The sequence below is a fragment of the Micromonospora costi genome, assembly GCF_003626655.1.
GTDB classification, from domain to species: Bacteria; Actinomycetota; Actinomycetes; order Mycobacteriales; family Micromonosporaceae; genus Micromonospora; species Micromonospora costi.
On the sequence record NZ_RBAN01000010.1, the window covers coordinates 48,991 to 73,239 of the forward strand.

25 protein-coding genes are annotated in these 24,249 nt (G+C 72.6%); 18 read left to right on the top strand and 7 right to left on the bottom strand.

What is annotated here, in order from left to right; all coding sequences use genetic code 11:
- The first annotated feature begins 67 nt into the window (after nt 1-67).
- A complete protein-coding gene (holA, locus tag D7193_RS31385) occupies nt 68-1,048 on the top strand; it encodes a DNA polymerase III subunit delta (RefSeq protein WP_120783292.1) in 981 nt (326 codons plus the stop codon).
- Nucleotides 1,045-1,482, top strand: coding sequence for a hypothetical protein (locus D7193_RS31390; protein ID WP_120783293.1), 438 nt, complete (start codon nt 1,045-1,047; stop codon nt 1,480-1,482). Before holA ends, D7193_RS31390 begins: the two co-directional genes overlap by 4 nt.
- 267 nt (nt 1,483-1,749) lie before the next feature.
- On the opposite strand, the gene rpsT is transcribed toward D7193_RS31390, so the two are convergent.
- Both rpsT and D7193_RS31400 read right to left on the bottom strand, forming a co-directional pair.
- Nucleotides 1,750-2,016, bottom strand: coding sequence for a 30S ribosomal protein S20 (rpsT, locus tag D7193_RS31395; RefSeq protein WP_120783294.1), 267 nt, complete (start codon nt 2,014-2,016; stop codon nt 1,750-1,752).
- Nucleotides 2,017-2,196: 180 nt separating this feature from the next.
- Nucleotides 2,197-3,180 carry a phosphotransferase family protein gene (locus D7193_RS31400; protein ID WP_120783295.1) on the bottom strand — a complete coding sequence of 328 codons (984 nt, stop codon included), beginning with the start codon at nt 3,178-3,180 and terminating at the stop codon, nt 2,197-2,199.
- 140 nt (nt 3,181-3,320) lie between these two features.
- Between D7193_RS31400 and D7193_RS31405 the strand changes: the two genes are divergently transcribed.
- The 8 genes from D7193_RS31405 (at nt 3,321) to D7193_RS31440 (ending at nt 10,994) form a co-directional block, all read left to right on the top strand.
- Nucleotides 3,321-3,857, top strand: a complete 537-nt coding sequence (locus D7193_RS31405) for a DUF4240 domain-containing protein (protein ID WP_120783344.1) — start codon at nt 3,321-3,323, stop codon at nt 3,855-3,857.
- Between the two features lie 87 nt (nt 3,858-3,944).
- The gene (gene lepA, locus D7193_RS31410) at nt 3,945-5,822 is read left to right on the top strand and encodes a translation elongation factor 4 (RefSeq protein ID WP_120783296.1); all 1,878 of its coding nucleotides are present in this window, start codon (nt 3,945-3,947) and stop codon (nt 5,820-5,822) included.
- A gap of 314 nt (nt 5,823-6,136) precedes the next feature.
- Entirely contained in the window at nt 6,137-6,421 is a 285-nt protein-coding gene (locus D7193_RS31415) for a GlsB/YeaQ/YmgE family stress response membrane protein (RefSeq protein WP_120331126.1), read from the top strand.
- A gap of 223 nt (nt 6,422-6,644) precedes the next feature.
- Complete coding sequence (locus D7193_RS31420) at nt 6,645-6,932, top strand: GlsB/YeaQ/YmgE family stress response membrane protein (protein ID WP_120783297.1); 288 nt, start codon at nt 6,645-6,647, stop codon at nt 6,930-6,932.
- 238 nt (nt 6,933-7,170) lie between these two features.
- Nucleotides 7,171-8,457, top strand: coding sequence for a sugar ABC transporter substrate-binding protein (locus D7193_RS31425; RefSeq protein WP_120783298.1), 1,287 nt, complete (start codon nt 7,171-7,173; stop codon nt 8,455-8,457).
- Complete coding sequence (locus tag D7193_RS31430) at nt 8,454-9,440, top strand: carbohydrate ABC transporter permease (RefSeq protein ID WP_120783299.1); 987 nt, start codon at nt 8,454-8,456, stop codon at nt 9,438-9,440. Before D7193_RS31425 ends, D7193_RS31430 begins: the two co-directional genes overlap by 4 nt.
- Complete coding sequence (locus D7193_RS31435; RefSeq protein ID WP_120783300.1) at nt 9,437-10,267, top strand: carbohydrate ABC transporter permease; 831 nt, start codon at nt 9,437-9,439, stop codon at nt 10,265-10,267. Before D7193_RS31430 ends, D7193_RS31435 begins: the two co-directional genes overlap by 4 nt.
- Before the next feature lie 88 nt (nt 10,268-10,355).
- On the top strand, nt 10,356-10,994 hold the full coding sequence (locus tag D7193_RS31440) for an MOSC domain-containing protein (protein WP_120783301.1): 639 nt from the start codon (nt 10,356-10,358) through the stop codon (nt 10,992-10,994).
- A gap of 129 nt (nt 10,995-11,123) precedes the next feature.
- Here D7193_RS31440 and D7193_RS31445 read toward each other — a convergent pair whose 3' ends face one another.
- Complete coding sequence (locus D7193_RS31445) at nt 11,124-12,059, bottom strand: phytanoyl-CoA dioxygenase family protein (RefSeq protein WP_120783302.1); 936 nt, start codon at nt 12,057-12,059, stop codon at nt 11,124-11,126.
- A 190-nt stretch (nt 12,060-12,249) separates the two neighbouring features.
- On the bottom strand, nt 12,250-13,110 hold the full coding sequence (locus D7193_RS31450; RefSeq protein WP_120783303.1) for a hypothetical protein: 861 nt from the start codon (nt 13,108-13,110) through the stop codon (nt 12,250-12,252).
- 355 nt (nt 13,111-13,465) lie between these two features.
- Here D7193_RS31450 and D7193_RS31455 point away from each other — a divergent pair, with 355 nt between their 5' ends.
- Entirely contained in the window at nt 13,466-14,230 is a 765-nt protein-coding gene (locus tag D7193_RS31455) for an SDR family NAD(P)-dependent oxidoreductase (RefSeq protein WP_120783304.1), read from the top strand.
- A gap of 61 nt (nt 14,231-14,291) precedes the next feature.
- On the opposite strand, the gene D7193_RS31460 is transcribed toward D7193_RS31455, so the two are convergent.
- A complete protein-coding gene (locus tag D7193_RS31460; RefSeq protein WP_120783305.1) occupies nt 14,292-15,077 on the bottom strand; it encodes an enoyl-CoA hydratase-related protein in 786 nt (261 codons plus the stop codon).
- Nucleotides 15,078-15,096: 19 nt separating this feature from the next.
- Between D7193_RS31460 and hemW the strand changes: the two genes are divergently transcribed.
- On the top strand, nt 15,097-16,320 hold the full coding sequence (gene hemW / locus D7193_RS31465; RefSeq protein WP_174242788.1) for a radical SAM family heme chaperone HemW: 1,224 nt from the start codon (nt 15,097-15,099) through the stop codon (nt 16,318-16,320).
- A 36-nt stretch (nt 16,321-16,356) separates the two neighbouring features.
- Here hemW and D7193_RS31470 read toward each other — a convergent pair whose 3' ends face one another.
- Nucleotides 16,357-16,998, bottom strand: a complete 642-nt coding sequence (locus D7193_RS31470) for a DUF4870 domain-containing protein (protein WP_120783345.1) — start codon at nt 16,996-16,998, stop codon at nt 16,357-16,359.
- 261 nt (nt 16,999-17,259) lie between these two features.
- Between D7193_RS31470 and hrcA the strand changes: the two genes are divergently transcribed.
- The 3 genes from hrcA (at nt 17,260) to D7193_RS31485 (ending at nt 20,299) form a co-directional block, all read left to right on the top strand.
- Nucleotides 17,260-18,282, top strand: a complete 1,023-nt coding sequence (hrcA, locus tag D7193_RS31475; protein ID WP_120783307.1) for a heat-inducible transcriptional repressor HrcA — start codon at nt 17,260-17,262, stop codon at nt 18,280-18,282.
- Between the two features lie 73 nt (nt 18,283-18,355).
- Complete coding sequence (gene dnaJ / locus D7193_RS31480) at nt 18,356-19,501, top strand: molecular chaperone DnaJ (protein ID WP_174242789.1); 1,146 nt, start codon at nt 18,356-18,358, stop codon at nt 19,499-19,501.
- A 63-nt stretch (nt 19,502-19,564) separates the two neighbouring features.
- Entirely contained in the window at nt 19,565-20,299 is a 735-nt protein-coding gene (locus D7193_RS31485; RefSeq protein WP_120783309.1) for a 16S rRNA (uracil(1498)-N(3))-methyltransferase, read from the top strand.
- Nucleotides 20,300-20,378: 79 nt separating this feature from the next.
- On the opposite strand, the gene D7193_RS31490 is transcribed toward D7193_RS31485, so the two are convergent.
- Complete coding sequence (locus D7193_RS31490; protein WP_120783310.1) at nt 20,379-21,140, bottom strand: SDR family NAD(P)-dependent oxidoreductase; 762 nt, start codon at nt 21,138-21,140, stop codon at nt 20,379-20,381.
- 68 nt (nt 21,141-21,208) lie between these two features.
- Between D7193_RS31490 and D7193_RS31495 the strand changes: the two genes are divergently transcribed.
- From D7193_RS31495 to D7193_RS31505, 3 genes are all read left to right on the top strand, one after another.
- The gene (locus D7193_RS31495) at nt 21,209-21,568 is read left to right on the top strand and encodes a histidine triad nucleotide-binding protein (RefSeq protein WP_120783311.1); all 360 of its coding nucleotides are present in this window, start codon (nt 21,209-21,211) and stop codon (nt 21,566-21,568) included.
- Nucleotides 21,565-22,941, top strand: a complete 1,377-nt coding sequence (locus tag D7193_RS31500; protein WP_120783312.1) for a serine hydrolase domain-containing protein — start codon at nt 21,565-21,567, stop codon at nt 22,939-22,941. The genes D7193_RS31495 and D7193_RS31500 overlap by 4 nt, the downstream gene beginning before the upstream one ends.
- Nucleotides 22,942-23,180: 239 nt before the next feature.
- Nucleotides 23,181-24,242, top strand: coding sequence for a PhoH family protein (locus tag D7193_RS31505; RefSeq protein ID WP_120783313.1), 1,062 nt, complete (start codon nt 23,181-23,183; stop codon nt 24,240-24,242).
- The last annotated feature ends 7 nt before the right edge of the window (nt 24,243-24,249 follow it).

The window sequence follows — 24,249 nt, forward strand, 5'->3', positions numbered from 1 at the left end:
CTGAGTGCGGGCTCCGCCATCCGAGTGGCCGGTGAGCAGGCACGATCCGGTCGCGGCCCGTGCGAATATGGGCGACGTGACCCCCGCCAGCCTCGCCCCCATTCTGCTCGTTCTCGGCGACGAGGAGCTGCTCGCCACGCGCGCGGTGTCCGAAGCCGTGGCCAGAGCGCGCAGCGTCGACCCCGATGTGGACGTCCGCGAGTACCAGGCCGGCACACTCACGGCGGGGGAGCTCGCCGAGATGCTCAGCCCTTCCCTGTTCGGCGGGCGGCGGCTGCTGGTGCTGCGCTCCGGCCAGGACGCCCGCAAGGACCTCGTGGCGGCCCTGCTGGCGTACGCCAAGAATCCCGACCCGGATGTGCAGCTCGTCGTCCTGCACCTCGGTGCGGCCAAGGGCAAGGCGTTCGCCGAGGGGCTGAAGGCGGCCGGCGCGACGGTGGTGCCGGCCGCGAAGCTCAAGGGGCACCGCGACCGGGTCGCCTTCGTCCGCGACGAGATCCGCCGCGGCGGTGGCAAGTGCACCGAGGACGCGGCCGAGGCCCTGATCGCGGCGGTCGGCAACGACCTCCGCGAGCTTGCCGCCGCCTGCTCCCAACTGATCGCCGACACCGACGGGCGGATCGGCGCGGACACGGTGGCGCGGTACTACCGGGGGCGCGTGGAGGTGAGCGGCTTCACGGTGGCTGACGCCACCATGGTCGGTGACGTTCCGGCCGCGCTGGAGGCGCTGCGGTGGGCGCTGCACGTCGGCGTCGACCCGGTGCCGATCGCCGACGCCCTCGCCGACGGCGTCCGCACCGTGGCGCGCGTGGCGTCCGCCGGGCGGGGCAGCCCGTACCAACTGGCGAGCACGCTCGGCATGCCCGCCTGGAAGATCGAGCGCGCGCAGCGGCAGGGCCGGGGCTGGACGCCGGACGGCCTGGTGCTGGCCATGCAGGCCGCCGCCGAGTGCAACGCGGCCGTCAAGGGCGGCTCGGACGACCGGGCGTACGCCCTGGAGCGGGCCGTCTTCACGATGGCGGCCGCCCGGCAGGGTGGCGCCCGGTGAGCGGACCGGTCCGCACGGCGTGGGCCACTCTCGCCGCCGACGAGGAGCAGTTTCGCCCGCTCTACGCGCGGGTGCTCGGGCTGCGGTTCGTCAACCCCGGCGGCGTGCTCTGTTTCCTCTTCTTCGAGGGGACGGTGGCGCTCGCCGCGCTGCTCGCCCTCGCCGAACTGGTCAGCTGGTGGGCGGTGGTCGTGCTGCCGGCCGTCGTGGCGGTGATGGTGAAGCTCAACGACATGGTGGCCGCCGTGGTGGTCCGGTCCGCGGCGCTCGTGCCCGAGCAGGAGCGCGACCGGTTCCGCCGGCAGATGGAGCCGGCCGTCGGGCGTGCCCGGGTGGACTGGATCACCCACAGCGTGACCGGGATCGTGGTGTCGGCCGAGCCGGCCGAGCGCCGGACCGCCCCGGACGCGCCGAAGCCCGACCGCCCGGCCTGACCGAGCCGCCCGCGCCGGCCGACCGCCCCGAAGCCCGGCCTGACGGCGCCTATCCTCGCCCGGCCGCTGGTGGCGGCCCGGACCCGGCCCCCTGGACCTCACGGCGCGCGTGATCCACACCGCTTCGCCGATATGGCGGTATCCAGCTCTCCGGGACCCCGCCGTGTCGCCGGAACGGTGTGGATCACGCGCGGGCTGGGGGACGCGGACAGCAGGAAGCCCCCGAGCAGGTGCTCGGAGGCTTCCTGGAAGGTCTGCCGTTGCCGGTCAGGCGGAGAACGACGCGACGCGCTGGGCGATCGCGGACTTCCGGTTCGCGGCCTGGTTGGCGTGGATCACGCCCTTGCTGACCGCCTTGTCGAGCTTGCGGGAGGCGTCCCGCATCAGGGCGGTGGCCTGCTCGACGTCGCCGGTCTCGGCGGCCTCGTGGAACTTGCGGATGGCGGTCTTCAGCGACGACTTGACCGACTTGTTACGCAGCCGGCGCTTCTCGTTCTGCCGGTTGCGCTTGATCTGGGACTTGATGTTCGCCACGCGACAGCCTCGTCTTGATAGCTCGGGTTGGTCAGCTTGTGCGCGCAACGAGCATGAGTCATCGCCGCGCGAAAAGTCAGGTTACCAGGTCGGCCCCGGACGAGCCAAAACGGCACCCGATCCGGGCCCGCTCCGCCGGGCGGCCACGTCGTCAGGTCCAGCCCTGCCGCGGCCACGTGGTCAGGTCCAGCCCTGCCGGGCGGCGAGCCAGGCGAGGGCCTGCTCACCGCTCCACCGGTTGTGCCGCCGGATCTGCGGCGACGCGGTCGGTGGGGTCGCCGCGGCCGTGGTGAGGAAGTACCCGGCCAGCGCGGCGAGCGTCACGTCCAGCGCGTCCGCGGGCGCCCGGGCGGCCGCCGGATGGTCCGCGAAGAGCCGGTCGACGTCCAACCCGCTCGCGTAGCCCGTGATCAGGAGGCCGGCCAGGTCGAACCAGGCCGGGCCGCGGCACACCCAGGTCCAGTCGCAGAACCAGGCCGCTCCCGCCCGGTCGATCAGCACGTTGTCCAGTCGCAGGTCGCCGTGGATCAGGCTGTCCGGCGGCGTGGCGGCCGCGTAACCAGGTAGCCGGGACTCCAGCGCGACCAGCTCGGCGAGCCGGCCGTCGACTCCAGCGGGTAGCGCGGGCGCCGGTTCCCGGCCGGCGGCCACCTCGCCCCACCAGAGGATGTCCTCGCGCGCCAGGTCGGCGAGCCGGGGTGGATCGAGGGCGAGCAGGTCGACCGGCGGGTCGGCGAGCGCCGCGGCCAGGTCGGCGTACCCGGCCAGGGTGGCGGTGAGTTCCTCCGGCGACCAGGGCAGGCCGGGCGTGTGCCCGTCGACGGCGTCGAGGCAGATGGCGTACCAGCCGGCCGCGTCGAGGGTCCAGCGCAGCCGGGGGACGGGCAGCCCGGCGGGGAGCCGGGCGAGGATCGCGGCCTCCCGGGCGTACCAGTCGACCAGCCGCGGCTGCTCGCCCCGCCCGGCCGCCTTGAGGAAGGCGGACGATCCGTCGGCGGTGGTCAGCACGGCGGCGAAGCCCCGGGTGAAGCCCGCGCCGGCGACGTGCGCGTCGACGACCGGGGCGCCCAGCCGCTCGGCGACCGCCGACCGCAGGCCGGCCGGCAGCTCGGTCCAGCCCGGCCGCACGGCGGTGGCGTGATAGGGCGGCGGTGTGGTGGGCACGCCCCCATGCTGTCGTACCCCGCCGGGAGCATGTCGTCATGCACGCCGACGACGTCCGGGGCTCGGCCGCGGCCGACCCCGCGCCGCACCAGGTTCTTCCCGCTGCCCCCGCGGCGGGCGGTCTGAGAGACTGCCAGGCCATGAGGACCGACGACTTCTGGCAGCTGATCGACCGCGCCCGGGCCGGTGGCGGGGGAGAGGCCGACGCGGTGGCCGCCCGGGCGGTGGCACTGCTGGCCGAGCGCGACCCGGCCGACATCGTCGGGTACGCCCACCACCAGCGCCGGGTGCTCGCCGCCAGCCACACCGTCGACCTCTGGGGCGCCGCCTATCTGATCAACGGCGGGGCCTCCGACGACGGCTTCGAGTACTTCCGCGGCTGGCTCATGGCCCAGGGCCGGGCAGTCTTCGCCCGGGCGGTCGCCGACCCGGACTCGCTGGCCGAGCTGCCGCAGATCCGGGCCGCCGCGCTCTCCGGCGAGGAGTTCGAGTCGGAGGACATGCTGGCGGTGCCCTGGGAGGCGTACCGCAAGGCGACCGCGACCGACCTCCCGGCCGACCGCGACCCGGTGGCCGTGCCGGATCTCAACGACTTCTGGGACTTCGACGACGAGGAGGAGGCCCGGCGGCGCCTTCCGCGCCTCGCGGCGCTCTTCGTGGAGCCGCCGGAGGAGTGATCCGACCGCGCGCGGGGCGGCGTGGGAGCATAGAGGGGGCCGGCGTCACGCCGGCCCGCTCACGTCAGCCGACCAGAACGGACAGCTGTGCCACCGACGCTCGATTCCGGCGCGAACGCTCCTGGTGCCACCGACCCGGGGCGCATCAGGAACTTCTGCATCATCGCCCACATCGACCACGGGAAGTCGACCCTGGCCGACCGGATGCTGCAGCTCACCGGCGTGGTCGACCCGCGGCAGATGCGCGCGCAGTATCTCGACCGGATGGACATCGAGCGTGAGCGCGGCATCACCATCAAGAGCCAGGCCGTGCGGATGCCGTGGACGATCCGCGAGGGCGACCGGGTGGGCGAGACGGCCGTCCTCAACATGATCGACACGCCGGGCCACGTGGACTTCACCTACGAGGTGTCCCGGTCGCTGGCCGCCTGCGAGGGCGCGATCCTGCTGGTGGACGCGGCGCAGGGCATCGAGGCGCAGACGCTCGCGAATCTCTACCTCGCGCTCGAGAACGACCTGCACATCATCCCGGTGCTCAACAAGATCGACCTGCCGGCCGCCCAGCCCGAGAAGTACGCCGAGGAGCTGGCCCACCTGATCGGCGGCGACCCGGCCGACTGCATCAAGGTCTCCGGCAAGACCGGCGAGGGCGTACCGCACCTGCTCGACGAGATCGTCCGGCAGTTCCAGCCGCCGGTCGGCAACGCCGACGCGCCCGCACGCGCGATGATCTTCGACTCGGTCTACGACGTCTACCGGGGCGTGGTCACCTACGTGCGGGTGGTGGACGGCCGGATCAGCGCTCGGGACCGGATCAAGATGATGTCCACGGGCGCCACCCACGAGCTGCTGGAGATCGGCGTCATCTCGCCGGAGATGCAGAAGGCCGATGCGCTCGGCGTCGGCGAGGTGGGCTACCTGATCACCGGTGTGAAGGACGTCCGCCAGTCCCGGGTCGGCGACACGGTCACCGTCAACGCCAACCCGGCGACGGACGCGCTGGGCGGCTACAAGGACCCGAAGCCGATGGTCTACTCGGGCCTGTACCCGATCGACGGGTCCGACTACCCCAACCTGCGTGACGCCCTGGACAAGCTCAAGCTCAACGACGCCGCGCTGACCTACGAGCCGGAGACCTCCGGCGCGCTCGGCTTCGGCTTCCGCTGCGGCTTCCTCGGCCTGCTGCACCTGGAGATCATCCGGGAGCGGCTGGAGCGTGAGTTCAACCTCGACCTCATCTCGACGGCCCCGAACGTGGTCTACCGGGCCGTGCAGGACGACGGCCAGGAGGTCGTGGTCACCAACCCGAGCGAGTACCCGACCGGCAAGATCGCCGAGGTGTACGAGCCGACGGTCCGGGCCACCGTGCTGACGCCGAACGACTACGTGGGCGCCGTGATGGAGCTCTGCCAGGGGCGCCGGGGCAACCTGCTCGGCATGGACTACCTCTCCGCCGACCGGGTGGAGCTGCGCTACACGCTCCCGCTCGCCGAGATCATCTTCGACTTCTTCGACCAGTTGAAGAGCCGGACCAAGGGCTACGCCTCGCTCGACTACGAGCCCTCGGGGGAGCAGGCGTCCGACCTGGTCAAGGTGGACATCCTGCTGCACGGCGAACCGGTGGACGCGTTCAGCGCCATCGTGCACAAGGACAAGGCGTACAACTACGGGGTGTCGATCGCCGCGAAGCTGCGCAACCTCATCCCGCGGCAGCAGTTCGAGGTGCCCATCCAGGCGGCCATCGGCAGCCGGGTCATCGCCCGGGAGACGATCCGGGCGATCCGCAAGGACGTGCTCGCCAAGTGCTACGGCGGTGACATCAGCCGTAAGCGCAAGCTGCTGGAGAAGCAGAAGGAAGGCAAGAAGCGGATGAAGATGGTGGGCCGGGTGGAGGTCCCGCAGGAGGCCTTCATCGCCGCTCTCTCGTCCGACTCCGGCGACGTGAAGCCCGCCGGGAAGAAGTAGCCACCCGCGTACGGCGGCCGGCCCTCGAAGGGTCGGGACGATGCGTCCCGGTGCCCGAAGGGAGCCGGCCGTCGCCGTGTCCGGGCCCGTCCGGTAAGGAATTTTTCCCCCGGCGCCGGCCTGCCCTCCGGGTGCCCCACACCGGCTCCGACCTGGGTGGACGGTGCCTCCGGTCGATGGGACGGGAGGGCGGCGATCGACGGACGACGACGTTTCGGCCGGTGCTCCGGTTTGGCTTTTCGACGGCTCGGGAACTTAGCGGCCACGACAGGAAGCACACACATCGTGTGACACATTCTTGAAGGAGGGCGACCGTGGAGCTGACCGTTTGGGGCATCATCACCGCGCTCATCGTTGGTCTGATCGTCGGGGCGCTGGGTCGTCTGGTCGTCCCGGGCCGGCAGGACATGCCGATGTGGCTGCACATGCTGATCGGTGTGGGTGCCGCGCTGCTCGGTACGGTGCTGGCGCGGGCGCTGGGCATCGCGACGGAGACCGCCGGTATCGACTGGGGTGAGCTGCTGGTGCAGGTTGTGCTGGCCGCCATCGCGGTGGCTCTGGTGGCCGGAGTGGGCCGCCGGCGCAGCGTCACGCGGTGACGACGGCCGGCCAGGGGCCGGCGACAGCGCTGACGGAACGGGCGTCCGACCGAGGGGTCGGGCGCCCGTTTCCTGTGTGCCCGGTTCGCCGAAGAACGCGCTGGTACCGGCACGTCCGTCGGGCAGTGTCCCGGAAAGTCGGTTTGGTGCTACGGCCGGTAGGGAACCTATCCGTCAGACAGAAAGCACACACCGTGTGACGTACTTCTGAAGGAGGGCGACCGTGGAGCTGACCGTTTGGGGCATCATCACCGCGCTCATCGTTGGTCTGATCGTCGGGGCGCTGGGTCGTCTGGTCGTCCCGGGCCGGCAGGACATGCCGATGTGGCTGCACATGCTGATCGGTGTGGGTGCCGCGCTGCTCGGTACGGTGCTGGCGCGGGCGCTGGGCATCGCGACGGAGACCGCTGGTATCGACTGGGGTGAGCTGCTGGTGCAGGTTGTGCTGGCCGCCATCGCGGTGGCTCTGGTGGCCGGTCTCGGCCGCCGGCGCAGCGTCACCTACCGGTAATCCATCGACGCGCTCAGAGGCGCCCGGCCGTCCCGGCCGGGCGCCTCTGTCTGCGCGTACTGCCCCGTCGCGGCCCCTGCCCCGTGGCCTCGGCCTGCGGTACGGTGCGCGCCGGGCGTCGAGACGGCGGACTTCGTGTCGCCCCGCTTCCGTCGACCGCCCACTGTCGTAAAGGATTTTTTCCTACTAAGGTGCGGCGGAGAAGGTTAGTGCCAGGCGGCGCGAGGGGAGATGTGGCGTGAACAGGTGGAAGCGGCTGGCCCCGGTCACCGCCGTGGTGGCTTCGGCCGCGATGGTGCTGGCCGGGTGTGGCGGCTCGGACGACGACGCGGCCGACACCAGCAAGCTGACGGTCTGGATGATGGGTGAGGGCGGCGACGCCCAGAACGCGTTCCTCGACGGCGTCGAGGCCGAGTTCAAGCAGAAGCACCCGAACACCGACGTGGTGGTGCAGTACATCCCGTGGCTGGAGGCCCCCAAGAAGTTCCAGGCCGCCCTGGCCGGCGGTGAGGGGCCGGACGTCACCGAGCTGGGCAACACGGAGACCCAGGGCTGGGCGGCGCAGGAGGCCCTCGCGGACCTGACCGACCGGATGGGTGGCTGGGCCGACGGCAAGGACATCCTTCCCGACCTGGTGAAGAACGCGCAGCTCGACGGCAAGCAGTACGGCGTGCCGTGGTACGCGGGCGTGCGGGGGATCTACTACCGCACCGACTGGTTCGCCGAGGCCGGCGTGAAGCCGCCGACCACCTGGGACGAACTGGTCAGCGTCGCGAAGACGGTGCAGGCCAAGAAGCCGAACACGTACGGCATCGCCCTGCCCGGCAACTCCGAGCTTCCCTTCTACTCGTTCCTGTGGGCGGCGGGCGGGGAGATCGCCACCCAGCAGAACGGCACCTGGAAGTCCGGCTACACCACGCCCGAGGCGCAGAAGGCGGTCAAGTTCTGGACCGACCTGGTGACCGTCCACAAGGTGGCCCCGCCGGCGGCCGCCGGGTGGAACGAGATCGACGCGCGCACCCAGTTCGCCACGGGCAAGGCGGCGATGGCGTTCGCCGGCAGTTGGCAGCAGGGCGCGATCAAGAAGGACAACCCCGACATCGAGAAGGTGTGGGGCACGTTCCCGATCCCCGGCCCCGACGGCAAGGCCGCGCCCGCCTTCGCCGGCGGCTCGGACATCGCCGTCTGGAAGGACAGCGAGCGTCAGGACCTGGCCTGGGACTACGTCACGGTGCTGCTGAACAAGAAGAACGCGCAGACGTTCGCCGAGAGCCTCGGGTTCTTTCCCGTCTACCGGGACCTGGTTGCCAGCGACAAGTACACCAGTGACAAGATCATGTCGGCGTTCGCGACCACGATGCAGAACACGAAGGTCACGCCGCTCACCCCGAAGTGGGTGGAGGTCAGCCGTACCAAGACGGTGACCCAGGCGATGAACAGCTCGGTCATGAAGGGTCAGAAGACGGTCGAGAAGGCTACCGCCGACGCGGCCGCGGAGATGGAAAGCATCCTCAACGCCAAGTGACCACGCTGACCGAGGCGCCGGAGACGCCCGCCGCGCGGGAGATCCCCGCGCGGCGGCGTCGGCCGGTCGACCGCCTGCCGTACCTGCTGCTCCTGCCCTGCCTGATCGTGATCGGCGTGCTGCTGCTCTGGCCGCTCGGCCAGGTGGTGGTCATGTCGTTCTACCGGCTCAACAACGTCCGGCAGTTGCGCGGGGACCGCGAGTGGCCGTGGGCGGGACTCGACAACTACACCCAGATCCTCGGCGATCCGTTCTTCTGGACGGTCCTGCGCAACACCGTGCTGTTCGCGCTGGCCAACGTGGTGCTCACCATGATCCTGGGCACGCTCGTCGGGCTGCTGCTCAACCGGCTCGGCCGGAAGATGGCCACGTTCGTGGCGAGCTGCGTGATGCTCGCCTGGGCCACACCGGCGCTGACCGGCACGATCGTCTGGAAGTGGATCTTCGACGACACGAGCGGGCTGGTCACCTGGCTGTTCAACGCGCTCCCGGACGGGATGTCGCAGGCGCTGTTCGGGCACAGCGACTGGACGGGGTACGGCTGGTTCAACTCGCCGCTGCTGTTCTTCTCGATCCTGACCCTCGTGGTGGTCTGGCACTCGTTCCCGTTCATCGCGGTCAGCGTGCTGGCCGGGCTGAAGAGCGTACCGAGTGAGCTGCACGAGGCGGCGCGCGTGGACGGCGCGGGGCCGTGGCGGGTGTTCTGGCGGATCACCTTCCCGCTGCTGCGCCCGGTGTTCGGGATCCTGATCGTGCTCTCCACGATCTGGGACTTCAAGGTGTTCACCCAGCAGTTCGTGCTGGCCGGCGGCACCCAGGACCGGCCGACGTTCATGTTGTCCATCTACTCGTACGCGGAGGCGTTCTCACCCCCGCCGAAGTACGGGCTCGGCGCGGCCATCGCGGTGATCCTCACCGTGATCCTGCTCGTGGTGACCGGCTTCTACGTGCGGATGGTGCTCAAGCAGGAGGACGAGTCGTGAAGAAGGTCGCGCTCAACGGCGCCGGGCTGCTGGTGGCGCTCTTCGCGGCCTTCCCGGTCTACTGGATGATCGTCACGTCGCTGAAGCCCAGCCGGGAGATCTTCTCGACCACGCCGCGCCCGGTGCCGGCGCACCCCACGCTCGAGCACTACCGGGAGATCCTGACCGGCAACCTCATCCCCGGCGTGACCTTCGCCGACTTCTTCCTCAACAGCGCACTGGTCGCGGTCGCCACGGTGCTGCTCAGCGGCCTGGTGGCGCTGCTGGCGGCCACCGCGGTGGCCCGCTTCCGGTTCCGGCTGCGGACCAGCTTCCTCATCATGCTGCTGGTCGTGCAGATGATCCCGCTGGAGGCGCTGGTCATCCCGCTGTTCCTGATGATCCAGCGGCTCGGGCTCTACAACACCCTGCCCAGCCTCGTCCTCACCTACCTCGGCTTCTCGCTGCCGTTCGCGGTCTGGATGCTGCGCGGCTTCGTGGCCGCGGTGCCGAAGGACCTGGAGGAGGCGGCGGCGATCGACGGGGCCACCCGGGCGCAGACCTTCCGCCGGATCCTCTTCCCGCTGGTCGCCCCCGGTCTGGTGGCCACCAGCATCTTCTCCTTCATCACGGCCTGGAACGAGCTGATCTTCGCGCTCACCTTCATCAACGACCAGGACCGCTACACCCTGCCGGTGGCCATGACGTTCTTCTTCGGGCGCGACGACACCGCCTGGGGACCGGTGATGGCGGCGTCGACCCTGTTCACCCTGCCGGTGATCGTCTTCTTCCTGCTGGTGCAGCGGCGGATGGTCTCCGGTCTGGTCGCGGGCGCCGTGAAGGGCTGACCGGGCCGGGCCGCGTGGTCCGCCCGGACCCGGGGTCACGCCGCGCGCGGGATGATCTTCCCGGGGAGCGACGGCTACGCTGACCGCCATGACGGGCAGGGTGGTGGCGGTGAACCTCGGTGTGGTCACCGAGGCGGAGTGGGCCGGCGACGCGAGCGGTCGTAGCGGCATCGACAAGCGCCCGACGGACGGGGCCGTGCTGTTCCGCGCCGACGGCGTGGCCGGCGACTTCATCGGTGAGCGCGCCCACCACGGTGGCCCGGACCAGGCGGTCTACGCCTACGCGGAGGAGGACGCCGGCTGGTGGGCCACCGAGCTGGGCCGTGACCTGCGGCCCGGGAGCTTCGGCGAGAACCTCACGACGTACGCGGTCGACGTGACGGGTGCCGTGATCGGCGAGCAGTGGCAGGTCGGGTCCGCGCTGCTCCAGGTGACCAAGCCCCGGACGCCGTGCACCACCTTCGCGGGCTACTGGGGCGTACCGGATCTGATCAAGCGGTTCACGGCCCGGGCACTGCCCGGGGCGTACCTGAGGGTGCTGCGCGAGGGGGAGGTCGGCCCGGGCGACCCGGTCCAGGTGGTGGAGCGGCCCGCGCACGGGGTGACGATCGGCGAGGTGTTCCGTGCCCTGAGCCTGGAGCCGGACCTGCTGCCCCGGTTGCTGGACGCGCCCGACCTGCCCGGGCCGATCCGGGAGAAGGCGCTACGCCGGCTCACACCCCGGTGAGCGGCCGGCGGCGGACAGGACGAGGGTGAGCGGCCGGCGGCGGACAGGACGAGGGTGAGCGGCCGGCGCCGGACATGACGAGGGCCCCCGGCCGCGCCCGAGGCGACGGCAGGGGGCCCTGTCACGAGGTCAGCGCAGCCAGGGAACGCTGCGGTCGAGAAGGCCGCGCTCCTTGAGTTCCTTGCGCAGCGGGATCTCGTCGTCGATGTAGCCGTCCCAGTTGATGCCCCAGTAGTTCGCGGTGTGGGTGCCCTCACCGCAGAGCTGGCGCTGCACCGGGGTGCGGTTGGCCCACCACTCGCCGTCCTTGTCGATGTGCAGCTCGTCGAGGGGGCGGATCCACCGGTAGGTGTAGCCCACGAACAGCATCTTGCGGGTGATGGTCGACAGGTTCGTCGACCGGGAGTGCCACTGGCGGCGGTCGAAGATGAACGCGTCACCCGGGTTGGCGGTGATCTCGACGGTGCCCTCCGGGTCGGGGTTGTGCACCGTCGTGTCGGCCGGGCGGGGGAGCGAGTTCCACAGGTGGCTGCCCGGGATGACCTTGGTGGCGCCGCGCCCGGTCTCCGACAGGTCGGAGAGCACGTAGGCCACCTTGAGCGAGAACATCGGCCGCGGCAGGTTCGGGTCCATGGTCTCCGGGTCGGAGTTCTGCCGGTACCCGTCCTGGTGCCAGCCCCAGTACGGCTTCTCCGGCTCCAGCGCCGGCGGGGTCACGTCGAGGTGGTTGTGGTGGGTGTAGATGTTCCACCCGGCCAGACCCCACATGTACGGGAAGGCGATCGGGTGGGTGAGAAGGTCGCCGAAGAGCTCGTCCCGGTCGAGGAAGCCCAGCAGGTGCAGGGTCCCGTCCTTGGTGGTGTTGCCCTTGGCCTTCTCCTCGGCGTAGACGCGGTCGACCGCCGCCTCCAGCGCCGCCCGGTGGTCCTCCGTCAGGACATTGCGCAGCAGGAGAAAGCCCTGCTCGTGGAACTCCTTGCGGTCAGTGTCGCTGATCGGTTCGTAACCGGTCCGGTCGCCGTAGTCGAACGCCACGTCGTACCCCTCCCCATGAGGCGAAACCATGTCTGGCACAGGTCGCCGATCGTAACGCGCCCGCCCGGGGGTCAGGGAAGAGCGAGTGGGGCGTCGGGGCGCGTACGGGAACCATGGGCATCCAGGCGATCACCGTACGTAAGGAGATGGGCGCCGATGGAGGAGAATGTGGCGTTTTGCCGGTTCGTGCGATAACTGAGGGTACCGAGATGCGGGTGGATCACCCGTCGGCGAAGACCTCGGCGACCACCCGGTCGCCGGCCTGCGGGTCACCGGTCACCTCGCTCCAGCCGCCGTCGCGGGCGGTCCACTCGAGGCCGCCGAAGCGCACCCGTTTGACGCCGTGGTCCTGGGCGTGCGAGACGAGCCAGTGCGCGTACCGCCAGCCGTTGCGCTGGTCGGACGCCGCCAGGGTGAGGCCGGTCAGCTCGGCGGGCACCGCGCCGGCCACCCCCCAGTCCAGCGCCAGGTTCCGGGTCAGGGCGGCGGCCGCCGCCTCACCGCGCATCACCGGGTTGCCGGCCACCGTGCAGGCCACCGCCCCGGTCACGTCCCCGAGCAGCGCGCGGCTCAACACCTCCGACTCGTCGGCCCACTTCTGGTAGGCCTCGGGGAAGGCGGAGCGCTGCACCCGCTGGGCGGCGTCGGTGATCCGCATCCGTTCCCAGCCGCGGACCTTCTTCAGCGCCGTGTAGAACCGCCGGGCCGCGTAACGCGGGTCGCGGATCTCCTGCGGCGTCCCCCAGCCCTGGCTGGGGCGTTGCTGGAACAGGCCGAGCGAGTCGCGGTCGCCGTCGGGCAGGTTGCGCAGGCCGGACTCCTGGTATGCGGTGGCCAGCGCCACCACCACGGCGCGCTCGGGCATGCCCTGCTGGGCGCCGATCGCCGCGATGGTCGCCGCGTTGGCCATCTGGTCGGCGTCGAGCACCACCCGGCCGTCGGCCTGCACGGTGCAGGTCCGGCTGGCCAGGGGCAGACGCAGCTCACCGCCGATCCGCCGGACGAGGACCAGGACACCCACCACGGCGAGCAGGACGAGAACCACCCCACCCGCCACGACCGTCCGAGTTCGCACCCGCACCCCCTGTTCGACAATTCGACAAGCGTACGTCCCCATCCGGCCACTCCGGGTCGTCCGGCCGGTTTGGACCGGCCGGGCCCGGCCCGCACCCGCCGGACGTTCCCCTCCGGGACGCGCTCTCACCTGCGCATCGTCCCCCGTCCGGTTCCGGCCCGAATGGGAATTCCTTCGCCGCCCGTGCTGTCGCCTGCGCCACCGCGCCACCGGGGCCGGAAGTGCTTGACGCGTCAAGCGGTTGCCTGGTGTTGACATGTCAATTACCCGGCCGGCGGCTCCACGGGCCGTCCCGGGGGCACGGCCCGGACGGCCCGCGCAGGAGGTCGCCCGGACCGGCCCAGGAGGAAGGAGGAGTTCCATGGGAACGCTGGACGGAAAGGTCGTGCTCATCACGGGCACCGGGGGAGGTCTGGGACGCGTCGCGGCGCTCGCCTTCGCCCGCGAGGGCGCGCGGGTCGTCGGCGCGGACATCCAGGTCGACGCCAACAACGAGACCGTCGAACTCGTCCGCCGTGCCGGTGGCGAGATGACGGGCCTCGCGCCGGTCGACCTCACCGATCCGGAACAGGTACGGCGGCTCGTCGAGGACGCCGTGGCGGTCCACGGCGGGCTCGACGTGGTCTACAACAACGCGGCCTCGCTCCGCTTCGGGCCGATGCCGGGCTTCTCCGTCGAGGACTGGCGGGCCACCATCACCGGCGAGCTCGACATTCCCTTCTACGTGTCGAAGTTCGCATGGCCGCACCTGATCCGTCGCGGTGGCGGTGTCATCGTCAACGCCGCGTCCATGGCCGGCATGATCGGCGGCCGGGTTCCCCCGATGGTCGCGCACGCCGCCGCCAACGCCGGGATCATCGGCATGACGCGACAGCTCGCCCTGGAAGGCGCGCCGCACGGGATCCGTGTGGTGGCCGTCAGCCCCGGGCCGGTCCTGACCCCGGCGAGCGAACGCGACCTGGGGGACGACCGGGCGGCCCGGGACGCGATCACCGACAAGACGCTGGTCAAGCGCTTCGCCCGACCCGAGGAGGTCGTCGAGCTGGTCGTCTTCCTCGCGTCCGACCGGGCCGCGTACATCACCGGCGCGAACTACCCGGTCGACGGCGGCGCGACCGCGTGGTGACCCGCGCACGACGGCCGGGACGCGGCCCGGAGGTCACGTCCCGGCCGTCGTCGCCGGCGCGTCAGTCGCCCGCCGGCACCCACCGTGCCGGGCGCTTCTCCCGGAACGCCGCCACGCCCTCCCGGCCCTCGTCGGAGAGGAAGTAGCCGGTCGAGAGCGCGGACAGCTCGGCGATCTCCGTGCGCAGGTCGACGGCGGGCGGCCGGCGCAGCAGCTGCTTGGCCCCGGCCAGCGCGCCCGGCGCGCCCCGCACCAGCGACCCGCAGTACCGCTCCACCGTCGCGTCGAGCGCCTCGGCGGGCACCGCCGCGGTGACGAGGCCGACCTCGGCGGCCCGGCGGCCGTCGAACGTGTCCCCGGTCAGGTACAGCTCGGCCGCCGCCCGCGGGTGCAGCCGGGGCAGCACGGTCGCCGAGATCACCGCGGGGATCACGCCGATCCGCACCTCGGTGAAGGCGAAGGTGGCCTCCTCGGCGCAGACCGCCACGTCGGCCGCGGCGATCAGGCCGAGCCCGCCCGCGCGGGCCGGACCGGCCACGCGGGCCAGCACCGGCTTCGGGCACTCCCAGACCGCCGCGAGCACGTCGCCCAGCATGCCCGCCGGCACCGTCCCGCTGGCGTACGCGGCGGCCGTCTCCCTGAGGTCCGCGCCGGAGCAGAAGACCGGGCCGGTGTGGTCGAGCACGATCACCCGGACCGCGTCGTCGGCCACCGCGGCGGCCAGGCCGGCGAGCAGCTGCGTCATGAGCGGGGTGGAGAGCGCGTTGCGGTTGTGCGGGCTGTCGAGGGTGAGGGTGGTCACCCCGAGGGCCGTGGCGACCCGCACCAGCGCGTCGGGAGAGGTCATGCCGGGCACACTAGTGGCCATGCCCGGCGTCCCTCCAGAAGGCGAACCCGTCCCCGCCGACGGCGCGCTGCCCGCCACCGCGACCCGAGAGGTCGGCGCGCGCGGCTTCGGCGTGTACGTGCACGTGCCCTTCTGCGCGAGCCGCTGCGGCTACTGCGACTTCAACACGTACACGTCCGCCGAGCTGGGCGGGGGCGCCACCCGGGAGGAGTACGCGGACACCGTGCTGGCCGAGCTGCGGCTCGCCGCCCGGGTGCTCGGCGACACCCCGCCGCCGCGGGTGGACACGGTGTTCGTGGGCGGCGGCACACCGACCCTGCTCCCCGCCGACGACCTGGCCCGGATCCTGGACGCCGTCGACCGCACCTGGGGGCTGGCGTCCGACGCCGAGGTGACCACCGAGGCCAACCCGGAGTCGGTCACACCCGAATCGCTCAAGGCGCTGCGCGCGGCCGGCTACACCCGGATCTCGCTGGGCATGCAGTCGGCCGCGCCCGGGGTGCTGGCGATCCTCGACCGGCGGCACAGCGCCGGCCGGGCCACCGCCGCCGCGACCGAGGCGCGCGACGCCGGGTTCGACCACGTCAACCTCGACCTGATCTACGGCACGCCGGGGGAGAGCGCCGAGGACTTCGCCCGCTCGCTCGACGAGGTGGTGGCGGCCGGGGTCGACCACGTCAGCGCGTACGCCCTGATCGTGGAGGACGGCACGCGGCTCGCCGCCCGCATGCGCCGCGGTGAGCTGCCGTACCCCGACGACGACGTGGCGGCGGACCGCTACCTGGCCGCGGAGGCTGCGCTCGGCGCCGCCGGCTTCTCCTGGTACGAGGTCTCCAACTGGGCCCGTACGCCCGCCGCCCGGTGCCGCCACAACCTGCTCTACTGGGCCGGCGGCGACTGGTGGGGGCTCGGGCCGGGCGCGCACAGCCACGTGGGCGGGGTGCGCTGGTGGAACGTCAAGCACCCCACGGCGTACGCCCAGCGCCTGGCGGCGGGCACGTCGCCCGGCCTGGCCCGGGAGATCCTCAATCCCGACGAGGCGCACATGGAGGACGTCATGCTGCGGCTGCGGCTCGCCTCCGGACTGCCGCTGGACGTGCTCGACCCGGCGGGCCGGGCGGCGGCCGACCGCGCCCTCGCCGACGGGTTGCTGGACCCGGCCGGTCACGCGGCCGGCCGGGCCGTGCTCACCCTGCGCGGCCGGCTGCTCGCCGACGCCGTCGTGCGGGACCTGCTGCCGTAGGGGTGCCCGACCGGCCGGGGGAGCGGCCGGTCGGGATCACTTGATGAGGCTCGCCGACATCGGGTAGCGGTACGGAGTGCCCTCGTTGGCCTTGATCCCGGCGATGATGCCGAACACGGTGCCGATGATCACCGCGGCCCCGACGGCGAGGAAGCCGATCAGGATGCAGGAGAGGATCCAGCCGACCAGGCCGACGATCGACCAGACGAGCTGGAAGTTGAGCGCGGCCACGGCGTGCGCGCGGACCGTGGGCGACTGGTTGCCCCGGGCCAGCATGGCCACGAGCGGGGCGATCCAGCCGAGCACGCCACCGCTCAGGAGCATGCCCGCGGCGCCGCCGACGTGCGCGACCAGCGCCCAGGTCTTGTCCTCGTTGCCGGCGTAGCCGGAGGGCGGGCCGTAGCCGCCGCCGGTCGGATACCCGACGCCCGGCGGCGGGTAGCCCCCGGGCGGGGCGCCGCCACCCGGGGGCGGGTAGCCGCCCGGTGACTGCGGGCCACCGGGGGGTGGCGGATAGCCACCGGGCGGGGGATAGCCACCGGGGCCGGGGGCCCCGGACAGTGGTGCGGTGGGCGGCTCGTCCGAGGCGGACGGCCCGGGTGCGGGCGGCGGCAGGGTCGGGTCCGACGGCTGGCCGCCGGGCTCACCCGCGCCGGGAGGGCGAGGTGGTTCAGTCATGAACGTCACGGTAGGGGCCGCCGGCAACGTCACGCCAGAGCGACACCGCCGGGCCGGCACGCCCGATCGGGCGACCACCGGTTGCGCCCCCGCCCGACGGTCCGGGCGCCGCGACGTGGGACGGACCGCACCGGCGGTCCGTCGTTGATCATCGCGTCGGCGGGCCCGCCGACGTAGACTGGCACTCGCTACAGTCGAGTGCCAGGAACGCCGCCCGCGGTGCGCAGCGCCGGGGGCCGACGCGCGTAGGAGGTGGGGAGGATGGGTCTCGACGACCGCAAGCTCGCCGTGCTCCGCGCGATCGTCGAGGACTACGTCGCCACGCAGGAGCCGGTCGGCAGCCGCGCGCTGGTCGAGCGGCACCAACTCGGGGTGTCCCCGGCGACGGTCCGCAACGACATGGCGGTCCTCGAGGAGGAGGGCTACATCCGGCAGCCGCACACGAGCGCCGGCCGGGTGCCCACCGACCGCGGCTACCGGCTCTTCGTCGACCGGCTGTCCCGGGTCAAGCCGCTCAGCCCGGCCGAACGCCGGGCGATCGAGCGCTTCCTCGTCGGCGCCGTCGACCTCGACGACGTGGTGCACCGCACGGTGCGCCTGCTGGCCCAGCTGACCCGGCAGGTCGCCGTCGTGCAGTACCCGAGCCTGGCCCGCTCGTCGGTGCGGCACCTGGAACTGGTGCCGATCTCCACCACCCGGCTGATGCTGGTGATGATCGCCGACACCGGTCGGGTCGAGCAGCGACTGGTCGAGATGCCCGCGCCGATCCCGGCCGAGGACGTCACCGACCTGCGCCGGGTGGTCAACGAGAAGCTCGTGGGCACCCGTTTGTCGGACACGCCGCCGCTCGTGCAGGCGCTGGTCGACGAGGCCAGCCCCGGCCTGCGGCCGGCCATGGCCACCCTCTCCAGCGTGCTGCTGGAGACCCTGGTCGAACGGCACGAGGAACGGATCGCGCTGGCCGGCACGGCCAACCTGACCCGCGGCGGCCTGCTCGACTTCCAGGGCTCGCTACGACCGATCCTCGAGGCGCTCGAGGAGGAGGTCGTGCTGCTGAAGCTCATCGGCGAGGTCGAGCCCAGCACGATGCGGGTCCGCATCGGCGACGAGAACGAGATCGACAACCTCCGGGCGGCCTCCGTGGTGAGCACCGGCTACGGCCCCGGCGCGACGATCGTCGGCGGCCTTGGCGTGCTGGGGCCGACCCGGATGGACTACCCCGGCACCATCGCCACGGTGAGGGCCGTGGCACGCTACGTGGGCGACCTGCTGGCCCAGAACTGACCAGGCAGCACCGACGGCCGGTCCCGGCCGGCGGCCGGCGCAACGCGAGACGAACATGAGGACACGGAACGCAGTGGCCAGGGACTACTACGGCATTCTCGGCGTGAGCCGGGACGCCTCCGACGACGAGATCAAGCGCGCCTACCGCAAGCTGGCGCGCCAGTTCCACCCGGACGTCAATCCGGACCCGGAGGCCCAGGAGAAGTTCAAGGACATCAACGCCGCGTACGAGGTCCTCTCGGACGACCGGAAACGGCAGATCGTCGACCTGGGCGGCGACCCCCTCGCGCCCGGTGGCGGGGGCGCCGGTGGTCCGGGTGGCCCCGGCGGCGCCGGCCCCTTCGTCGGCTTCCAGGACATCATGGACGCCTTCTTCGGCGGGGCGGCCGGTGGCGCGCGCGGTCCCCGGCCGCGTACCCGGCCCGGCGCTGACGCGATCCTGCGTCTCGAACTGGACCTCCAGGAGACCGCGTTCGGCGTCGAGGCCCCCATCACGGTCGACACCGCGGTCCTTTGCACCACCTGCTCCGGCGCCGGCACCGCCGCCGGCACCCACCTCGCCACCTGCGAGGCGTGCGGCGGGCGGGGCGAGGTGCAGTCGGTGCAGCGCACCTTCCTCGGCCAGGTGGTCTCCGCCCGGCCGTGCACCGTCTGCCAGGGCTACGGCACCACGATCCCGCACCCCTGCCCCACCTGTGCCGGCGACGGCCGGGTGCGCACCCGGCGCTCGCTCACCGTCAAGATCCCCGCGGGCGTCGAGGACGGGATGCGGATCCGGCTGGCCCAGCAGGGCGAGGTCGGCCCGGGCGGTGGCACCGCCGGCGACCTCTACGTGGAGATCCACGAGCGGCCGCACGACGTCTACTCCCGCAAGGGCGACGACCTGCACTGCCGGGTCACCGTGCCGATGACGGCGGCGGCACTTGGCACCCGGCTGACCATCAAGACGCTGGACAGCGAGGAGACCGTCGACGTCAAGCCCGGCACCCAGCCGGGCAGCACCCTGCGGCTGCGCGCCCGCGGCGTGCCGCACCTGCGCGGCACCGGGCGGGGTGACCTGTACGTCCACCTCGACGTGCGCACCCCCACCAAGCTCGACGCCGACCAGGAGCGGATGCTGCGCGACTTCGCCAAGACGCGGGGCGAGGAGGTCGCCGAGCTGACCAAGCAGGGCGGTTTCTTCTCCCGGATGCGCGACGCCTTCAACGGCCACGCCTGATCCGGCTGTCCCTGTTCGCACCTCGCCGCCCCGGCGCCCGCCGGTGCGGCTAGCCTGACCGTCGTGTCCGCGCCACTGTTCCTCGTCGAGTCGCTGCCCGTCGGGGACTCGTTCACCCTCGGCGGTCCCGAGGGTCACCACGCGGCCACCGTCCAACGGCTGCGCGTCGGCGAGGAGCTGCTGCTCGCCGACGGCCGGGGCGGCACGGCCGCCGCGGTGGTCACCGCCGTCGGCCGGGGCAGCCTCGACCTCGCGCTCACCTCCCGGGGGTACGTGGACGCGCCCGTCCCGCGGCTGGTCGTGGTGCAGGGCATCGCCAAGGGCGATCGGGGTGAGCTGGCCGTGCAGGCGATGACCGAGGTCGGGGTGGACGAGATCGTGCCCTGGGCGGCGTCCCGCTCGGTGGCGCAGTGGCGCGGCGAGCGGGGCGTACGGGCCCGGGAGAAGTGGGCGTCCACCGCCCGGGAGGCGGCCAAGCAGGCCCGCAGGCCGTGGCTGCCGGTGCTGGCCGGCTCCCCGGACGAGTCGACCGACCGGGTTGCCCGCCGGATCGCCGGCGCGACCGCGGCGTTCGTCCTGCACGAGGAGGCTACGGACCGGCTCACCACGGTCGACCTGCCGGACACCGGCGAGATCGTGCTGGTGGTCGGCCCCGAGGGCGGTATCGCGCCCGCCGAGCTGGACGCGTTCAGCGCCGCGGGCGCCCGCCCGGTACGCCTCGGCGACTCCGTGCTCCGCACCTCGACGGCCGGCGTGGCCGCCCTCGCAGTGCTGTCCACCCGCCTGTCCCGCTGGTAACCCGCCCGCCCCCCGCGTCCCGCCCCCGGAGCACCAGGCCCTCGGCGCCCTCGCTCCCCGGCGCGGGTGCCGCGCGGGGTCAGGTGCGGAGGTAGGAGGCGCCGTTGAGGTCGACGATGGTGCCGGAGGCCCACTCGGCCTCGGGGGAGGCCAGCCAGTGCACCGCCGCCGCGATCTCCTCGGGACGGGCGATGCGGTTGAACGGGCTCTGCGCCCGGACCGCCGCGCCCCGCTCGGCCTTCAGGTGCTCGTTGGTCATGTCGGTCTCGACGAAGCCGGGCGCCACGGACGCCACCGCGATGCCGTACGGAGCCAGGGCGACCGCGAGCGACTGCGCCATCGCGTTCATCCCCGCCTTGCTCGCTCCGTACGCCGGATTCGCGGGCTCGCCGCGGAACGCGCCCCGGGACGAGACGTTGACGATCCGCCCGCCCCGTTCGCGCATGTGCTGGGCGGCGCACCAGGCCGCGTTGGCGGCGCCGAACAGGTTGGTGTCGAGGACCTCGCGCCAGCGCTCCCGCCACTGCTCGTAGGTGCTCTCGAAGACCGGGTGCGGGGGGTCCGCGGGCCCGAACACGCCGGCGTTGTTCACGAGCACGTCCAGCCCGCCGAGGCGGTCGGCGGCCTCGTCCACCATCGCCCGCACGGCGTCCGGGTCCGCGAGGTCGGCCCGGACGACCACGTGCCCCTCGCCGGGCAGCTGCGCCCGCAGGTCCTCGGCCAGCTCGGCCGAGTCCCGGTGGTGGATCGCCACCCGGTCCCCGCCGGCCGCGAAGGCCTTCACCACCGCCCGCCCGATGCCGCGCGAGCCACCCGTCACCAGTACCGCCCGTGAAGTCACGCGCGCCATCATGCCGGAGTGGCCCGGGCTCGCCCACAGGCCCCCGGGCCAGCGCTTAGCATGCCCGGATGGGATCCGACTGCCTGTTCTGCCGCATCGTCGCCGGGGAGATCCCGGCCACCGTCGTCCGGGAAACCGCCACCACCCTCGCCTTCCGCGACATCGACCCGAAGGCGCCGGTGCACGTGCTGGTGATCCCGAAGGAGCACTACGCGGACGTCGTCACGCTCGCGCAGGGCGATCCCGCGCTCGCCGGTGAGGTGCTGGCCACGGCCGCCGCCGTGGCCGAGGACGAGGGGCTCCTCGGCGACGGTTTCCGGTTGATGTTCAACACCGGGGCGTACGGCGGCCAGGAGGTGTTCCACGCGCACGCCCACCTGCTCGGCGGCGCGCCGCTCGGCCCGATGCTGGCGCGGGACGTCGCATGAGCACGGTGGCGGAGCGCCTGGACCGGATGGTGCGCCGGGTGCAGGCGCACTCCCGGGTCCCGGCCATCTCGGCGGCGCTGCACCGGGCCGACCGGCCGTTGTGGACGTGCACTGTCGGTGGCACCGGCAACGACACGGCGCTGGACCCGGAGACCACGTTCCGGATCGGTTCGGTCACCAAGACCTTCACCGCCGTGCTCACCCTCCAGTGCCGCGACGACGGCCTGCTCGACCTGGACGACCCGGTCGGCCGGCACCTCGATCTGCCGGCGCACGGCGAGCTGACCGTGCGGCGGCTGCTCTCGCACACCGCCGGCCTGCAACGGGAGCCGTACGGGGACGTCTGGGACACGCTGCGCGCGCCGGACGACGAGCGGCTCCTCGCCGACCTGGCCCGGGCCGAGCGGGTGCTGCCGTCCGGCCGCCGCTACCACTACTCGAACCTCGGCATGGCCCTGCTCGGCCGGATGGTCGGCAAGCTGCGCGGCGGCACGTGGGCCGAGGTGCTCACCGAGCGGGTGCTGACCCCGTTGGGGCTGACCCGCACCACGGTGACGCCGGGGCGGCGGGCCGCCACGGGTTTCCTGGTCGACGCGTACTCCGACGAGGCCCGTCCCGAGCCGCCGACCGACTTCGGCGCGGTCGGGCCGGCGGCGCAGCTGTGGAGCACCGCCGGGGACATGGCCCGGTGGGCCGCCTTCCTGGCCGACCCGGCGTCGCTCGACGCGGCCGGCCGGGTGCTCGCCCCGTCGACCCTCGACGAGATGCGCTGGCCGGTGACGGTGACCGACGAGACGTTGTGGTCGGGCGGGTTCGGGCTCGGGCTCATCCTGGTGCCGCAGGGCGAGCGGGTGGTGCACGTGGGGCACGACGGCGCGATGCCGGGCTTCCTGGCCGGCGTCTACGGCCGGCGCGGCGGGGAGGGGACGGCCGCCGCGATGGGTTGCGCGGTCCTCCTCTCCTCCGGCACCGCGGGCGAGGCCCTCGAGCTGCCGCACCGGCTGCTCGCCGCGGCGGTCGAGCACGACCCGGCGGAGATCGAGCCGTGGCGGCCCGGCGCGCCGGCCCCCGCGCCGCTGCGCGGGCTGCTCGGCCGCTGGTGGGGAGAGGGCTACGAGTACGTCTTCTCCTGGCACGACGGGGCGTTGCGGGCCCGCGGCGCCGACGACCCGGCCGGCAAGCCGCCGGCGGTCTTCGCGCCGGTGCCGGACCGGGAGGACGTGTTCCGGACGGTCTCCGGACGGGAGGCCGGCGAGCTGTTGCGGCTCACCCGGGACGAGAGCGGCGCGGTGGTACGGATGCACTGGGCCACCTACCGGTTCACCCGTCACCAGGAGACCTTCGACCGGTACGACTTCCGCATCGGGGAGTGACGGCCCGGGAGTGACGCCCGCCGGGGTGCGGGGGCGGCCGCGTGCCGCCCCCGCACCCCACGCGGTTCTGCCGTTTTTCGTGCTGTTCGTCCTGACCGCCGGCCGGCGCCCGGGGCGCGGAAATGCGCACGGTGCTGCGGGTGTTGAACCGATACGATGGGTGGAACGTCCGTACGCCGCGCCACCAGGGCCGGCGCCGAGATCGAGAGCAGGTGGCACAGGGCCCCTCGGCCCGACCTATGACCGGCACCCCACCTCCCGGCCCGCCCCAGGTGCAGACCAGGATCACGGTCCCTGATTCCAAGATCATGGTCAACCTGCTCGGCGCGGGTGACGAGATCCTGCGACTGGTCGAACGCTCGGTCAACAGTGACGTGCACGTCCGCGGCAACGAGATCACCATCTCCGGGGCGCCCGCGGACAATGCCCTCGCCGAGCGCCTCTTCAGTGAGCTGCTCGAACTCATCGAGAAAGGCGAGACCCTGACCACTGACGCCGTCCGGCGTACCGTCGGCATGCTCGAGCAGGGCAGCGCCGAGCGGCCCGCCGAGGTCCTGACGCTCAACATCCTCTCCCGGCGCGGCCGCACCATCCGTCCCAAGACCCTCGGTCAGAAGCGTTACGTCGACGCGATCGACGCGCACACCATCGTCTTCGGCATCGGGCCGGCGGGCACCGGCAAGACCTACCTGGCCATGGCGAAGGCCGTCCAGGCGCTCCAGGCCAAGCAGGTCAACCGCATCATCCTCACCCGGCCCGCGGTCGAGGCGGGGGAGCGGCTGGGCTTCCTGCCCGGCACCCTCAACGAGAAGATCGACCCGTACCTGCGGCCGCTCTACGACGCGCTGCACGACATGCTCGACCCGGACTCGATCCCGAAGCTCATGGCAGCGGGCACGATCGAGGTCGCGCCGCTGGCGTACATGCGGGGGCGGACGCTCAACGACGCGTTCATCATCCTCGACGAGGCGCAGAACACGACGCCCGAGCAGATGAAGATGTTCCTCACCCGGCTGGGCTTCAATTCCAAGATCGTCGTGACGGGTGACGTGACCCAGGTCGACCTGCCCGGCGGGACGACGAGCGGCCTGCGGGTGGTCCGCGAGATCCTCGCCAACGTCGAGGACGTCCACTTCGCCCAGTTGTCCAGCTCCGACGTGGTCCGGCACCGGCTGGTCGGGGAGATCGTCGACGCGTACGCCCGCTGGGACGCCGAGCGGGAGAACCAGCAGGCACAGCAGAGCGTGCACGCCGTACCGGGGCGGGCCGCGCAGGGCGGCCGGTCCGGCCGGCGCCGCTAGATCAGGG

Excerpts from the sequence above, each read along its gene's own strand:
- holA (WP_120783292.1), top strand. The coding sequence starts at position 68 with ATGGGCGACGTGACCCCCGCCAGCCTCGCCCCCATTCTGCTCGTTCTC.
- D7193_RS31405 (WP_120783344.1), top strand. The coding sequence starts at position 3,321 with ATGAGGACCGACGACTTCTGGCAGCTGATCGACCGCGCCCGGGCCGGT.
- D7193_RS31440 (WP_120783301.1), top strand. The coding sequence starts at position 10,356 with ATGACGGGCAGGGTGGTGGCGGTGAACCTCGGTGTGGTCACCGAGGCG.
- D7193_RS31445 (WP_120783302.1), bottom strand. The coding sequence starts at position 12,059 with ATGGTTTCGCCTCATGGGGAGGGGTACGACGTGGCGTTCGACTACGGC.
- D7193_RS31455 (WP_120783304.1), top strand. The coding sequence starts at position 13,466 with ATGGGAACGCTGGACGGAAAGGTCGTGCTCATCACGGGCACCGGGGGA.
- D7193_RS31460 (WP_120783305.1), bottom strand. The coding sequence starts at position 15,077 with ATGACCTCTCCCGACGCGCTGGTGCGGGTCGCCACGGCCCTCGGGGTG.
- hemW (WP_174242788.1), top strand. The coding sequence starts at position 15,097 with ATGCCCGGCGTCCCTCCAGAAGGCGAACCCGTCCCCGCCGACGGCGCG.
- D7193_RS31470 (WP_120783345.1), bottom strand. The coding sequence starts at position 16,998 with ATGACTGAACCACCTCGCCCTCCCGGCGCGGGTGAGCCCGGCGGCCAG.
- hrcA (WP_120783307.1), top strand. The coding sequence starts at position 17,260 with ATGGGTCTCGACGACCGCAAGCTCGCCGTGCTCCGCGCGATCGTCGAG.
- D7193_RS31495 (WP_120783311.1), top strand. The coding sequence starts at position 21,209 with ATGGGATCCGACTGCCTGTTCTGCCGCATCGTCGCCGGGGAGATCCCG.
- D7193_RS31500 (WP_120783312.1), top strand. The coding sequence starts at position 21,565 with ATGAGCACGGTGGCGGAGCGCCTGGACCGGATGGTGCGCCGGGTGCAG.
- D7193_RS31505 (WP_120783313.1), top strand. The coding sequence starts at position 23,181 with ATGACCGGCACCCCACCTCCCGGCCCGCCCCAGGTGCAGACCAGGATC.